The organism is Acidovorax sp. IB03 (assembly GCF_016406015.1).
GTDB lineage: Bacteria > Pseudomonadota > Gammaproteobacteria > Burkholderiales > Burkholderiaceae_C > Acidovorax > Acidovorax temperans.
Window position 1 is genome coordinate 19074 of record NZ_JAEFCH010000015.1, and the last position, 11806, is coordinate 30879.

The following is an 11806-nucleotide window of genomic DNA, read 5'->3' on the forward strand; positions in this document are numbered from 1 at the left end:
CCCTGCAACCATCGGTCTTCGAGGTTGCCGCGCAGTTCCCACTGCGTGACCGAGCCAGCTCGCACCGCATCCGTCCGCGAGCGGCCACCAGTCTCTGGTGGCGGATGCTTTCGCCTTATCAACCCACCGCGGGGTTACGCACCCTTCCCCGCATGCGTGGGCCGGTGTGTCTCCGCTTCATCCCCATGGAGATTCGTATGCGTCCGGCAATCCCATCTTGAGATAGCCTCACTGAGCGGGCATCGTGTGCACGATGGAAATCATGCACACCATGGCGAACGAGGCGATCGCCCAACGCCCCAAGCGGCGTTACTACAACCCAGAACTCAAAACCCAGGTCGTGGCGCAATGCCAAGTCAGCGGCGCATCTGTCGCCGGCGTAGCCCTGGCGCACGGCATCAATGCCAACATTGTTCATCGCTGGCTGCGTGAGCAGTTTGCCCAGTGCAAGCCAGCGGTTGGCAACGAATTCGTCGCCTTACCCTTGACACGCGCTGCCCAGCCACAATCTGCACCCGCGTCCGAGCATGCGGGCTTACCACGCGACATCCGTGTAGAGGTCCGTCGCAATAGCAGCACGATCACGGTGAACTGGCCACTGGAAGACGCCCCGTCGTGTGCCGCCTGGCTGCGCGAGTGGCTGCGATGATCCGCATCGACGCCGCCTGGCTGGCCACTGCTCCGCTGGACATGCGCGCCGGCACCGACACGGCGCTGGCCCGGGTGGTCACTGTGTTCGGTGCTGCCCATCCCCACCACGCCTATCTGTTCGCCAACAAGCGCGCCAACCGCATGAAGGTGCTGGTGCACGACGGCATCGGCATCTGGCTGGCGGCTCGGCGCTTGCACCAGGGCAAGTTCGCCTGGCCTGCGCCGGTGGATGTCCATTGGCAGCTGGAGCGCTCCCAACTCGACGCCCTGGTGCTAGGACTGCCATGGCAACGAATGGGAGACGCCGGCATCATCACCATGGTCTAAAGCCGGCGCGCAATCCGTGGATCTGCGCATGACAGCGCAGGGCCTTCCTTGGCACACTGCCTGCCATGTTGATGCAGCCGCAATCCCTGGATGATCTGAGCGCCGAGCAGCTGCGCGAGATGACCACGCGCCTGCGCACCGAGCTGCGCCACAGCCAGGCGCTCAACGCCAAGCTCACCCATGAGAACGCGCTGCTCAAGCGCATGAAGTTCGCGGCCCAGTCCGAGCGCTTCAACCCCGAGCAGCGCAGCCTGCTCGAAGACGAGATCGAGGCCGACCTGGCGGCGGTCGCTGTCGAGATCGAGCACCTGCAGCCGCCAGCAGCGGCCCCCGAGGCCAAGCAGCAGCCCAAACGCCAGCCCCTGCCAGCCAATCTGCCGCGGCGCGAGATCCGCCACGAGCCCGAGTCAACCACCTGCGCCTGTGGCTGCCGGATGCAACGCATCGGTGAAGACGTGGCCGAGAAGCTGGACTATGTGCCCGGCGTGTTCACCGTGGAGCGCCACGTGCGTGGCAAATGGGCCTGCGCGAAGTGCGAGACCCTCACCCAGACACCGGTCGAAGCGCATGTGATCGACAAGGGCATCCCCACCACAGGCCTGCTGGCCCAGGTGCTGGTGGCCAAGTACGCCGACCACCTGCCGCTGTACCGTCAGGAAGCCATCTTTGCTCGCGCTGGTCTGGCCATTCCTCGCTCCACCCTGGCGCAGTGGGTCGGCACCTGCGGCGTGCGACTGCAGCCACTGGTCGATGCGCTGAAGGCTGAAATACTCAGCCACCGCGTGCTGCATGCCGACGAGACGCCGGTGCAAATGCTCAAGCCTGGCAAAGGTACAACGCATCGCGCCTACCTGTGGGCTTACGCACCAGGCTCCTTCGAAAACATCAAGGCCGTGGTGTACGACTTCTGCGAGTCCAGGGCCGGCGAGCACGCCCGCCGCTTCCTCGGAGACTGGCGCGGCAGCCTGGTATGCGATGACTTCGGCGGGTACAAAGCAGGGTTTGCACAAGGCATGACCGAAGCGGGCTGCCTGGCGCATGCGCGGCGCAAATTCTTTGAGCTGCATGCGGCGGACAAAAGCCAGATTGCCGGGTTCGCGCTGGAGCAGTTCGCCAAGGTCTACGACATCGAGCGCGAGGTCAAGGAGTTGAACACGGATCAGCGCCAGGTCATCCGGCAGCAGCACACCAAGCCGGTGCTCGATGCACTGCACGATTGGATGACATTGCAGCGGCAGAAGCTGCCGGACAGCTCGGCGACTGCCAGGGCCCTGGATTACAGCCTCAGGCGCTGGAGCGCGCTGACGCGCTTCACAGGCGACGGGCAATTGCCCGTGGACAACAACTGGATCGAGAACCAGATCCGTCCGATTGCCATTGGCAGAGCCAACTGGCTGTTCGCCGGCAGCCTGCGCGCGGGCCAGCGCGCGGCGGCCGTGATGAGTCTGGTCCAGTCGGCGCGCATGAATGGGCATGACCCCTATGCCTATCTCCAGGATGTGCTGACACGACTGCCCACGCACAAGGCCAGCCGAATCGAGGAATTGCTGCCGCATCGCTGGCAAGCTGTGAGCGCCTGATCAATAACGGCGAGACCAGCAAAGGTCAACCTGGGATCGCCGCGTGCTTACGGAGATTCACCATGAACACCACGTCCAACGAGAAATCGTATTTCGACCTCCACACCTCGGGCATCGGCTACCTCCAGCGAGCCCGCGAGGTTCCCGTCCGGGGCGGCCGCCGTGCGCAGCCATTCCTGGCATGCACCATCGCCGCGCTGGTCGGCCCCGCCAGGGACCCCAGCTACCGCTACTTCGACGTCAAGGTCTCGGGCGCCGAGGCCAAGAAGCTGGTCGAGCGCTACATCGGCATTGACGATCCCAAGCAGCGCCCGCTGGTGCGCTTTCGCCTCGGCGACCTTTGGGCCGATGCGTACATCCGCGACAAGGGCGAGCAGAAAGGCCAGGCCGCCGCGTCCCTCAAGGCGCGGCTGCTCAAGGCCGAGCTCATCGACCGGGCCGAACTGGCTTCGATCGGGACGCACGAACTGATCACCCGCGGCATCGGCTACCTCAGCCGTCCGAAGGACGTCACCCCCAAGGATGGCGATCCGTTCCTGTCGTGCTGCATCGCGGCACTGGCCGGGCCTGTCGGTGAGCCGGAGTACCGGTACTTCGACACCATCGTCGCCACCCCTGAAGCCGGGCACCTGGTTCGCCGGTGCGTGCAGGCGATCGAAGGGGACCGCAAGGTGCTGATCGCATTCGGTCTGAACGACATGAAGGTCGATCCGTACATCCGCACCAAGGGCGAGCGCGCCGGGGAACCGGGAGCGAGCCTGGAATCGACGCTGGTCCACATCGGTCTGATCAAGATCGACGGCACCCAGGTCTACCCGGCGAGCCAGGCACAAGCCGAGGCGCCGAAGGCCCAGGACTCATCCACGCCCGAAGCCGGGGACTCCACCGGCAAAGCCGCCGACCTGCCTGCCGAACCCGCCGAGCGCGAACCCGCAGATGGCGTCGAGCAGCACGAGCCGGCGTTGGCTGGTTCGCTCTGATCCGGCATGGCCCCGCGAGGGGCCTTGCCTTTTTCCTATTCGCAAGGAGAACCATCATGGCAGCCACATCGGCACCCGAGAAATCTGTCTCGCCCATCATCGTCCCCGGCCAGCTCACGCTGCGCACCATCCGCGGCAGAAACGGCCCGTTCACGGTCGGCCGCCTCAACACGCACCTCGGTGTGTTCGAGGTCAAGGATCCCGAACTGGAACAGTACCCCGAAGGCAAGTACGACGGGGAATTCGTCATCCGCTACATCTTCCCGAAGTCCTACCCCGTGGGCGGCGGCATGCGGTTCGAGATCCGCGCCAGCCTCGACGGGATGACGCTCAACGGCATCGACAAGCTGAGCCGTGACGAGGCGCGCAGCTTCGCCAGCCAGGACGTCGATCCGCTCGATGAAGAGCTGGGGGCGCAGCCCGCCGCAACGCCGGCCAAGACCGCCAAGGCATCGAGGCCCGCCAAGCCTGCACCCGTGCAGGCGTCCGCGGACCCGATGGTCGATACCACGCCCTTTGGCGTGGATGCGCCGCCACCTGCTGCGGCTTCTGCCCTTGGCAGTACCGACGACGGTGACACTGCAATGTTCGGCCTGCTGTGGCCGCTGGGCGAGTCCGTGAAACTGGATTCGACCATCGACCGCCGCACCCTGCGCGCGCAGATCGCCCGCCTGGGCGAGCTGGGCTACGCGCTGGACTTCAAGACGCAGGAGTGGAGCCGTCAGGTCGAACCACAACCCGCGTGATCGCAGACGCCGCATGCGCGGTGTTCTTCATCCACCCGCCGGGGTTCCTTCCCCATGCGGGGGAGGCACTGACCATCTTCTGGAGGTCTTCATCATGTCCACCATCGCTTGCGATATCCCCCGCTCCGCGCTGGATGAACCCGCGTGGCGGGCTCTCTGCGAGACGGCAGCCGCACAAGCCACCAAGGGTTGCGGACTGTCTCACGACTACTACGTCGAACGCTTCAGTTCGGCGATCGACGCGCAACTCGGTCGATTGCCCGAAGAACAGCGCGCACAGGCGCTGAAGATCGCACAGGAATGGGACTACGCAACACCGGCCGAACGGCAGGAAACCCAGGACTGGAATGCGGAGCATGGCTATTGCTCGCATGGGATCGAGTTCGGCTGCTGCCCGGCCGGTTGTGATCGCGACGATGACGACTGGGACTAAGGGTAAGGCATAGGTTTTCCTTCGCTGCACCTGCGGCATTCCATCACCCACTGGGGGTTCTTCCCCACGGGGAGGCCTCCAGCTCAACTTTTCGAGGAGGCCTCTCATGGGCTGGTATTTCTCTCCCCAATCGCGGTCTGAACTGATCACGGAACTGATCGCACCACAGCAGACCGAGCGCGTCAGCGCGAAGGTTATCGCTCACGCATTGCGCGGCAACGTGCTGTGGTCCGTGGTCGAACTGACCGCCAAGGTCGAAGGTGTGCATCGTGATCTCGCGCCGGGCCAGTCCCTGCGCTACATCCGCTGCGATCTGCTTGAGCGCAGCGGCAACCAGTGGGGCTATAAACCGCTGGAAGAGTCCATGCATCCGTACTATTACTCGTGCCCGCTGTCCTATCTGGACCTCGCACCGGAGCAGTCCGCCGACTGGCGTGCAGGCGTTCGCGCCTACCACGCCCGGCGGCGCACACCCACGGCTGTCACGGCTCCCGCCGCGACGCCGATGGTCTGAGTCAGGAGGAATCGACATGGACCCGATCCTGGCAACGCTTCCGCCCTCGCTGCTGGCACTCGTTGAAGGCAGCTTGTCCAACGACGAGGTGTCCTCCGACGAGGAAATGCTGGCGTACTTCATCGACAACGGCCTCACCGAGGAGCAGGCGCGGCAGGCGCTGACCTACCGCGATCAGTACCTCAACAACATCTACCTGGAAGGCTTCACGCCGATCACTTCGGCGGACGAGCCGCTTCACTTCAACCCGCACACCCGGCAGTTCGAGCCGGACTGAGCGGATTTCTTCCACCCCCTGGGGCGGTACCTCCCCCTGGGGGCGGTGCTGTTCCCGCTTATCCGAGGACACCACCATGACTGCACACACTTCATCCACCACGCTGTACCGCATCGACGAATGCCCCGACGTGATGGCCGACGCCTGCGTCGGCGATGACCAGGGCAACCTGATCTTCCTGTCCATCTGGGCGCGGGACACCGCCGTCCAGCAGTTCCTTGCACGCCTGACCCTCGGGCGCGACGAGCAGGGACTGGACCAGTTCCACGTCATCACCGACCAGGGCGGCAGCGTCCCGGTATTCATCGGCAACGTCGATCGCCTGGAAAAGCGCATCACGCGCGCCTACCGGCGAACGCTGTTCGGTTCGCTGTCCAACGTGTGGCTGTTCGACCGGCGCTGCGTCAAGCCCGACAAGGCCAACGCCAGCGCATTGGCACTGCTGCCACGCGACAGCGCCCACAGGCTTGACCGCCTGTGGATGCTGGTGCGGGACACCGGCCCGTTGCCGCTGCTCGATCACTGGCGCGAGACCGTGCTGGAACTGCTGCAAACCCGCGGGATGCTGGGCCGTCTTCCGTTCGCCCTCGGGCCGTTGGAAGGTCATCGGCTCACCATCGACGTGCCGGCGCTGAGCCTGGCGCTGGGCTCCCTGATCCGCAGTGACGTGCTCACCGCCTATCCGTATCCGGCCAAGATTTGGACGCCGGAAGCGGTAGCAGCTTGACCCACCCTCGGAGGCACGCCTTGGCGTGCCTGCGTCCTTCATCCCCGCCAACCAGGAGACTTCCATGGCTCTCATGTTCCCGCGGCTCGCCCGCAATTTCGCCAAGAACGGGTACTACCCGACCGACGAACCCACGCTCGAAAGAGCGCTCAACGCACTGATGCCCAGCGACGGGCCGATGTGCATCCTTGATCCCTGCGCCGGCGAAGGCGTGGCGATCGCCGAAGCCGCCCATGCCCTCGGGCGCGAGCAGGTCAAGGCGTTCGCGGTCGAGTTCGACGCGGAGCGGGCACGCCATGCCCGCGGCCTGGTCGATCACTGCCTGCACGCGGACCTGATGGACACGATGGTCTCCAAGCAGTCGTTCGGGCTGCTCTGGCTCAACCCGCCGTATGGCGACCTGTCCAAGGACGTCAACGGCAACATCGGTTATCAGGGCCAGGGCCGTGCCCGCCTCGAAAAGCTCTTCTACCAGCGCAGCCTATCGCTGTTGCAGTACGGCGGCGTGCTGGTCTTCATCGTCCCCGACTACGTGCTCGACGCGGAGCTGGTCGGCTGGCTGACGCGCCACTACACCGATCTGCGCATCTACCGAGCGGTGGAAACGCAGTTCAAGCAGGTGGTGATCTTCGGCCGCCGGGTGCGCCAGCGCGAGCAGGTGCCCGATGGCGTCAAGGCCGTGCGCAATCTGCTGCTGCAGGTTGGGCAAGGCGAAGTCGAAGCCGAGGAGTTGCCGAGCGAATGGCCGTTCCTGCCGTACATCGTCCCCGCCAGTCCGGCCGAGCCGGAGCGTTTCTTCCGCGTGACGATGGAGCCCGAACAGTTCGCCGACGAGGTTGGCAGGCTGCAAGGTCTCTGGCCGTCGCTGGACACGCACCTGGGGGCCGCGCAGCAGTCGCTGCGTCCGCCGGCGCGTGCCTTGTCCCACTGGCATCTCGCCCTGGCCCTGGCCGCGGGCGCGATCTCGGGGGTTGTGCGCTCCAAGACCGGGCGCGTGCTCGTCGTCAAAGGTGACACCCACAAGGACAAGACGCTCCAGAGGGAATTCACCGAGCGCGAAGACGGCTCCATCGCCGAGACCCGCATCCTCACCGACAAGTTCGTTCCCGTTATTCGCGCGTGGGACATGACCCCTGGCTCCCCGACACGGGGCGAGGTGTTGACCATCCGCTGATCGCTTTTCCGCCGCAGACGGTTCGCCGTCTCTCTTCCCACCACGGGGCATGCCATCGCCCCGCTGGGGGTGGTGCATGCCCCATTTTCTTTGGAGCATCACCATGTCCCTCGATCTCGAAACCACCACCGCCGAAGCCACGTCCGTACAGGGCGAACTGCTCGATGCGGAATCTTCCCCTCTGACCCTGAGCCTTCAGGATTTCGTCGGCGAGTTCGGCGACGAACTGCTCGACGCCCTCAACAGCGCTAATCCGCCGGTCTATACCGGCCAACCGCAGGCGCACCGGCAGCTCATCGTCGCCAGCCTCAAGCGCAAGCTGTTCCCGGCCCAGGCCGAAGTCGTCCATGCCGCAGCCGAGCTGCTGGTCGATCGTGGCGAACGCGCCGCGATCGTCAATGGCGAGATGGGCTGCGGCAAGACGACCGTCGGCATCGCCGCGGCCGCCGTGCTCAACGCCGAAGGCTACCGCCGCACTCTGGTCCTGTCGCCACCGCACCTGGTTTACAAGTGGCGGCGGGAGATCCAGGAGACGGTGGCAGGCGCCAAGGTCTGGGTGCTCAACGGCCCGGATACGCTCGTCAAGCTCATCAAGCTGCGCGAGCAGTTGGGTGTGCAGCCCACGGGCCAGGAGTTCTTTGTCCTGGGGCGCGTCAGGATGAGGATGGGATTCCACTGGAAGCCTGTCTTCACAACGCGGCGCACCCGCCATGGCGACGTGGCAGCGTGCCCGGACTGCGGCACGGTCATTACCGACCTCGACGGCGAGCCGGTCAACCCGGTCGCGCTCCAAGCCGAGGAGTCTCGCAGGAAGTGCGGCCACTGCGCCGCGCCCCTGTGGACACTGATCCGCCCGCGCAGCCTGTCCGGCAGCGACCAGTCCTCGGCCGTGCTGAAAGCCTTGAAGCGCATCCCGACCATCGGGGAAGTCACCGCGCAGAAGCTGATGCAGAAGTTCGGCGACGGGTTCCTCGCGTCGATGCTGGGCGACAACATCCACGAGTTCATCAACCTCATGGATGGCAACGGCGAGCTGGTGTTTTCCGACCGTCAGGCCACGCGCATGGAACGTGCGATGGCCAACATGGAGTTCGGCTTTGGCGAGGGCGGCTATCAGCCGTCCGAGTTCATCAAGCGGTACTTGCCGCAAGGCACGTTCGATCTGCTCATCGCTGATGAAGCGCATGAGTACAAGAACGGCGGTTCCGCACAGGGCCAGGCCATGGGCGTGCTGGCGGCGAAGGCTCGCAAGACCTTGCTGCTAACTGGCACGTTGATGGGCGGCTACGGCGACGATCTCTTTCATCTGCTGTTCCGAGCCCTTCCGGGGCGGATGATCGAAGACGGCTACCGCCCGACCACGAGCGGCAGCATGACCTCGGCTGCGATGGCGTTCATGCGCGATCACGGGGTGTTGAAGGACATCTACTCCGAGAGCACCGGCACGGCGCACAAGACGGCCAAGGGCACCAAGGTATCGGTGCGCACGGTCAAGGCCCCGGGCTTCGGCCCCAAGGGCGTCTTGCGCTGCATCCTGCCATTCACGATCTTCCTCAAGCTCAAGGACATCGGCGGCAACGTCCTGCCGCCGTATGACGAGGAGTTCCGTGAAGTCGCGATGGACACGGCGCAAGCCGCGGCCTACCGCGATCTGGCGGGTCGGCTGACCGCCGAGCTGAAACAGGCTCTGGCGCGACGCGATACGACCTTGCTGGGTGTGGTCCTCAACGTGCTGCTGGCCTGGCCGGATTGCTGCTTCCGGTCGGAGACCGTGGTGCATCCGCGCACGCGCAACACCTTGGCGTTTGTCCCGGCTCAGTTCAACGAGTTCGAGATCAGCCCCAAGGAGCGTGAGCTGATCGACATCTGCAAAGAGGAGAAGGCGCAGGGCCGCAAGGTCCTGGCCTACACGGTCTATACCGGCACGCGCGACACCACGTCGCGCCTGAAGGTGTTGCTGGAGCAGGAAGGCTTCAAGGTGGCGGTGCTGCGCGCGAGCGTGGATGCCAGCCGCCGCGAAGACTGGATCGCCGAGCAACTGGACCGTGGCATCGACGTGCTCATCACCAACCCCGAGTTGGTCAAGACGGGGCTGGACCTGTTGGAGTTCCCGACGATCGTGTTCATGCAGTCGGGCTACAACGTGTACTCGCTCCAGCAGGCGGCACGCCGCTCCTGGCGCATCGGGCAGAAGCAGCCCGTGCGCGTGATCTACCTCGGCTACGCCGACTCGTCGCAGATGACCTGCCTCGGGCTGATGGCCCGCAAGATCATGGTCTCGCAGTCCACGTCGGGCGATGTACCTGAGTCCGGGTTGGATGTTCTGAACCAGGATGGTGATTCCGTCGAGGTCGCACTGGCCCGGCAGCTTGTCGCCGCTTGATGATCACTCCGCCGACGCTCTACGAGCGTCGGCCCCCTTTTCTAGTTTTTCTGGTCATAGGCAGGAGATCCGCCCAGAATCCATCCACACGCCCATTTTTTTTGCACTCACTTCACTAGTTTCCGGATTTTCTTTCAGAGTTTTGGGGCGGCCATTGTAATATAGCCCCCTAGACTATATTGACTGACCTCGCCATGTCCCACACCTCCCGAGAAAAAGCCAAGCTGATCGCGCGCGTGCGCCGCATCAAGGGTCAACTCGAAGGCATCGAGCGCGCCCTGGAAGCAGATGCAGCCTGTGTCGAGGTGCTGCGCCAGATCGCGTCCGTGCGTGGCGCGGTCAACGGCCTGACTGCGGAGGTGATGGAAGACCATCTGCGCGAGCACGTCATCACGCCATCGACCGACAAGGAACGCCACCAGGGCGGCGAGGAAATGATCGAAGTCATTCGGGCCTACATGAAATGACCTTGTTGCCCGCGCCTTCCATTGCAGAAATTCAGCCATGAATCTCCACGTCCCCACCACGCTCGCACACGACCATTTCTTCCTCGGCGCTGACCACCAGCGCAACGAGAGCAAGGTATGGCTGGTGATTGCGCTCACGGCCAGCATGATGCTGGTCGAAATCGTTGCGGGCACCGTCTATGGCTCGATGGCGTTGGTGGCGGACGGCTGGCACATGTCCACCCATGCGGGTGCGATGCTGATCACCGCGCTGGCCTACCGTTTCGCGCGCCGGCATGCCAGCAATCCGCGTTTCACCTTCGGCACGGGCAAGCTCGGAGACTTGGCGGGATTTGCCAGCGCGGTGGTGCTGGCCCTGATCGCCTTGATGATTGGCTGGGAAAGCCTGGTGCGCCTGACCCAGCCAATCCAGATCGACTTCAACCAGGCGATCGCCGTGGCCGTCGTGGGGCTGCTCATCAACCTGGTCTGCGCCTGGCTGCTGAAGGATGACCACGCGCACCATGCCCATCACGGTCATGCGCATGGGCATGGGCATCACCACGATCACGACGACGATCACCATGCGCCGGGCAAGGGACGGGACAACAACCTGCGTGCGGCCTATGTGCATGTGCTGGCCGATGCCCTGACCTCTATCCTGGCCATCGTCGCGCTGCTGCTGGGCCGCAGCTATGGCTGGCTCTGGGCCGATCCGCTCATGGGCGTGATTGGCGCGCTGGTGATTGCCCGCTGGTCATGGGGGCTGATCCAGGACTCCGGCAGCGTGCTGCTGGAAGCCGCCGCCGAGGGGCAGGAAGTGCGGCAGGAGATTCGGGAGGCGATGGAGCCCACCGGAAGCCAGGTCACCGATCTGCATGTCTGGCAGGTGGGGCCGGGACATTTCGCGGCCATCGTTTCGTTGATGGCCCGGGAACCGAAGGAGCCCGTGCACTACAAGGCGCTGCTGGCGCATATCCACGAGCTGTCGCATGTCACGGTCGAGGTGCAGCGGGCCACCACATGACGATGCACCTCCCCCTCAATCATTCTGGCATTCATTGGCAAACTAGAATCGCATGATGCGCCGCAAGTTCGCCCTTGCCCTGATGTTGCTCTCCATGCTGTGGCAGTCCCTTGCCATCGGAGGGCAAGCTGCGGCATTCGCGGATGTTCACGAAGTGGCGCATATGGCGATGCACTCGCTGAGCGAGGCGCACCACCACCATGACGATGGCTCGGTCGTCCAGGACGACTCCGACGAGTCCCGGCAGCATGTCGTTGCCGATGGCGGCGTGAGCAGCCCCTTCCTATGGGCGGTGACATCCTTCTCGCTCATTCCCACCGGTTCCGCGCGTCCGCCCATGATGGACGAGTGGCCCCTGCCGCCGCCTGTGCTCGACGGCCCGCGAAGACCCCCCCGGCTGTCCTGACCTTCTGAAAACCCTCCCCCCGCTGCGCTTTCGCTCGGCCGGGCTGTTTTCAAGCCGGCGATTCCCTCATCTCTTTGCCCGCCCGTGCATGTCCATGTGGGCAGGCATCGCGTGCCTGTGGATCGCCATCGAATG

At 64.6% G+C, this 11806-nt stretch carries 14 protein-coding genes; all 14 read left to right on the forward strand.

The genetic code is table 11. The annotated features are described in order from the left end of the window. The first annotated feature begins 253 nt into the window (after positions 1 to 253). The 14 genes from IHV84_RS10395 to IHV84_RS10460 all read left to right on the forward strand — a co-directional run bounded on the left by IHV84_RS10395 (position 254) and on the right by IHV84_RS10460 (position 11671). Positions 254 to 649: a transposase gene (locus IHV84_RS10395; protein WP_094098297.1), complete on the forward strand. Its 396-nt coding sequence runs from the start codon at positions 254 to 256 to the stop codon at positions 647 to 649. After that, positions 646 to 978, forward strand: a complete 333-nt coding sequence (gene tnpB / locus IHV84_RS10400) for an IS66 family insertion sequence element accessory protein TnpB (protein ID WP_157896472.1) — start codon at positions 646 to 648, stop codon at positions 976 to 978. Before IHV84_RS10395 ends, tnpB begins: the two co-directional genes overlap by 4 nt. Positions 979 to 1049: 71 nt before the next feature. Further along, positions 1050 to 2558, forward strand: a complete 1509-nt coding sequence (locus IHV84_RS10405; protein ID WP_370541249.1) for an IS66 family transposase — start codon at positions 1050 to 1052, stop codon at positions 2556 to 2558. Positions 2559 to 2620: 62 nt separating this feature from the next. Then, positions 2621 to 3538, forward strand: coding sequence for a DUF3577 domain-containing protein (locus IHV84_RS10410; protein WP_198846805.1), 918 nt, complete (start codon positions 2621 to 2623; stop codon positions 3536 to 3538). A 56-nt stretch (positions 3539 to 3594) separates the two neighbouring features. Then, entirely contained in the window at positions 3595 to 4284 is a 690-nt protein-coding gene (locus IHV84_RS10415; protein ID WP_198846806.1) for a DUF3275 family protein, read from the forward strand. A gap of 94 nt (positions 4285 to 4378) precedes the next feature. Next, positions 4379 to 4717, forward strand: coding sequence for a hypothetical protein (locus tag IHV84_RS10420; RefSeq protein ID WP_003050341.1), 339 nt, complete (start codon positions 4379 to 4381; stop codon positions 4715 to 4717). A gap of 106 nt (positions 4718 to 4823) precedes the next feature. After that, positions 4824 to 5231, forward strand: a complete 408-nt coding sequence (locus tag IHV84_RS10425) for a hypothetical protein (RefSeq protein ID WP_198846807.1) — start codon at positions 4824 to 4826, stop codon at positions 5229 to 5231. Positions 5232 to 5247: 16 nt separating this feature from the next. Further along, positions 5248 to 5508 (forward strand): hypothetical protein, encoded by a 261-nt coding sequence (locus IHV84_RS10430; protein WP_198846808.1) that lies wholly within the window; start codon positions 5248 to 5250, stop codon positions 5506 to 5508. A gap of 76 nt (positions 5509 to 5584) precedes the next feature. Next, entirely contained in the window at positions 5585 to 6235 is a 651-nt protein-coding gene (locus tag IHV84_RS10435; RefSeq protein ID WP_198846809.1) for a hypothetical protein, read from the forward strand. A 40-nt stretch (positions 6236 to 6275) separates the two neighbouring features. Beyond that, positions 6276 to 7409 carry a DUF6094 domain-containing protein gene (locus IHV84_RS10440; RefSeq protein ID WP_370541250.1) on the forward strand — a complete coding sequence of 378 codons (1134 nt, stop codon included), beginning with the start codon at positions 6276 to 6278 and terminating at the stop codon, positions 7407 to 7409. Between the two features lie 103 nt (positions 7410 to 7512). After that, on the forward strand, positions 7513 to 9792 hold the full coding sequence (locus IHV84_RS10445) for a helicase-related protein (RefSeq protein WP_198846811.1): 2280 nt from the start codon (positions 7513 to 7515) through the stop codon (positions 9790 to 9792). A 194-nt stretch (positions 9793 to 9986) separates the two neighbouring features. Then, a complete protein-coding gene (locus tag IHV84_RS10450; RefSeq protein ID WP_198846812.1) occupies positions 9987 to 10259 on the forward strand; it encodes a metal/formaldehyde-sensitive transcriptional repressor in 273 nt (90 codons plus the stop codon). A gap of 37 nt (positions 10260 to 10296) precedes the next feature. Then, a complete protein-coding gene (gene dmeF / locus IHV84_RS10455) occupies positions 10297 to 11265 on the forward strand; it encodes a CDF family Co(II)/Ni(II) efflux transporter DmeF (RefSeq protein WP_198846813.1) in 969 nt (322 codons plus the stop codon). A gap of 55 nt (positions 11266 to 11320) precedes the next feature. Continuing rightward, positions 11321 to 11671 carry a hypothetical protein gene (locus IHV84_RS10460; protein ID WP_043376303.1) on the forward strand — a complete coding sequence of 117 codons (351 nt, stop codon included), beginning with the start codon at positions 11321 to 11323 and terminating at the stop codon, positions 11669 to 11671. Positions 11672 to 11806 lie beyond the last annotated feature (135 nt).

What these genes read in the sequence shown, in the direction of transcription:
- IHV84_RS10395 (WP_094098297.1), top strand. Translation starts at nt 254, where the DNA reads ATGGAAATCATGCACACCATGGCGAACGAGGCGATCGCCCAACGCCCC.
- tnpB (WP_157896472.1), top strand. Translation starts at nt 646, where the DNA reads ATGATCCGCATCGACGCCGCCTGGCTGGCCACTGCTCCGCTGGACATG.
- IHV84_RS10405 (WP_370541249.1), top strand. Translation starts at nt 1,050, where the DNA reads ATGCAGCCGCAATCCCTGGATGATCTGAGCGCCGAGCAGCTGCGCGAG.
- IHV84_RS10410 (WP_198846805.1), top strand. Translation starts at nt 2,621, where the DNA reads ATGAACACCACGTCCAACGAGAAATCGTATTTCGACCTCCACACCTCG.
- IHV84_RS10415 (WP_198846806.1), top strand. Translation starts at nt 3,595, where the DNA reads ATGGCAGCCACATCGGCACCCGAGAAATCTGTCTCGCCCATCATCGTC.
- IHV84_RS10420 (WP_003050341.1), top strand. Translation starts at nt 4,379, where the DNA reads ATGTCCACCATCGCTTGCGATATCCCCCGCTCCGCGCTGGATGAACCC.
- IHV84_RS10425 (WP_198846807.1), top strand. Translation starts at nt 4,824, where the DNA reads ATGGGCTGGTATTTCTCTCCCCAATCGCGGTCTGAACTGATCACGGAA.
- IHV84_RS10430 (WP_198846808.1), top strand. Translation starts at nt 5,248, where the DNA reads ATGGACCCGATCCTGGCAACGCTTCCGCCCTCGCTGCTGGCACTCGTT.
- IHV84_RS10435 (WP_198846809.1), top strand. Translation starts at nt 5,585, where the DNA reads ATGACTGCACACACTTCATCCACCACGCTGTACCGCATCGACGAATGC.
- IHV84_RS10445 (WP_198846811.1), top strand. Translation starts at nt 7,513, where the DNA reads ATGTCCCTCGATCTCGAAACCACCACCGCCGAAGCCACGTCCGTACAG.
- IHV84_RS10450 (WP_198846812.1), top strand. Translation starts at nt 9,987, where the DNA reads ATGTCCCACACCTCCCGAGAAAAAGCCAAGCTGATCGCGCGCGTGCGC.
- dmeF (WP_198846813.1), top strand. Translation starts at nt 10,297, where the DNA reads ATGAATCTCCACGTCCCCACCACGCTCGCACACGACCATTTCTTCCTC.
- IHV84_RS10460 (WP_043376303.1), top strand. Translation starts at nt 11,321, where the DNA reads ATGCGCCGCAAGTTCGCCCTTGCCCTGATGTTGCTCTCCATGCTGTGG.